The organism is Cellulomonas sp. P4_H12, assembly GCF_056400905.1.
Genome location: NZ_JBFUKJ010000124.1, coordinates 1 through 569, shown reverse-complemented (window position 1 = coordinate 569; position 569 = coordinate 1). Strand labels below are relative to the sequence as shown.

Annotated in this window: 1 protein-coding gene; it reads right to left on the bottom strand. The window is 72.7% G+C overall.

Annotation, left to right across the window (positions count from 1 at the left end):
* Positions 1–538: oxidoreductase (locus tag AC1DQC_RS20115; protein ID WP_477052991.1), on the bottom strand; the 538-nt coding region annotated here is incomplete at its 3' end.
* Between the last annotated feature and the right edge of the window lie 31 nt (positions 539–569).

The window sequence follows — 569 nt, the reverse complement described above, 5'->3', positions numbered from 1 at the left end:
CGGCGATGTTGTCGACGCTCTCCACGCTGCCGCCGGCCAGTCGGCCGTCGCGCAGCGACTTGCCGAGGCCGACGCAGCCGACGCTCATGGTGATCGCCCCGGTGGTCTTCTTCGCCCAGCCGGCCAGCGACAGGTCGCTGCCCTCGAACGCGGGCGCGTCGAACCGGCGCGAGCTGGCGTCGAGGACGTCCGCGCCGGCGTCGACGAGGGCGCCCAGGATCAGGCCGAGCTCCTCGGGGGTCTCCGCGATCCGGGCCGTGAAGTCCTGCTGCTTGTGCTGCGAGAACCGGTACACGATCGGCAGGTCGTCGCCGATGGCCTCCCGGATCGCGCGGACCACGGCGACGGGGAACGCGTTGCGGCGCTGCAGGTCTCCGCCCCAGGCGTCGTCGCGAAGGTTGGTCGAGGACCACAGGAACGAGTCCAGCAGGTAGCCRTGSCCGCCGTGGATCGCGATGCCGTCGAAGCCCAGCTCGACGGAGGTGCGGGCGGCGCTGGCGTAGGCGGCGATGACGGCGGCGATGTCGTCCTCGGTCATCGCGGCGGTCTCCGGCACGGCCCGGTCGACG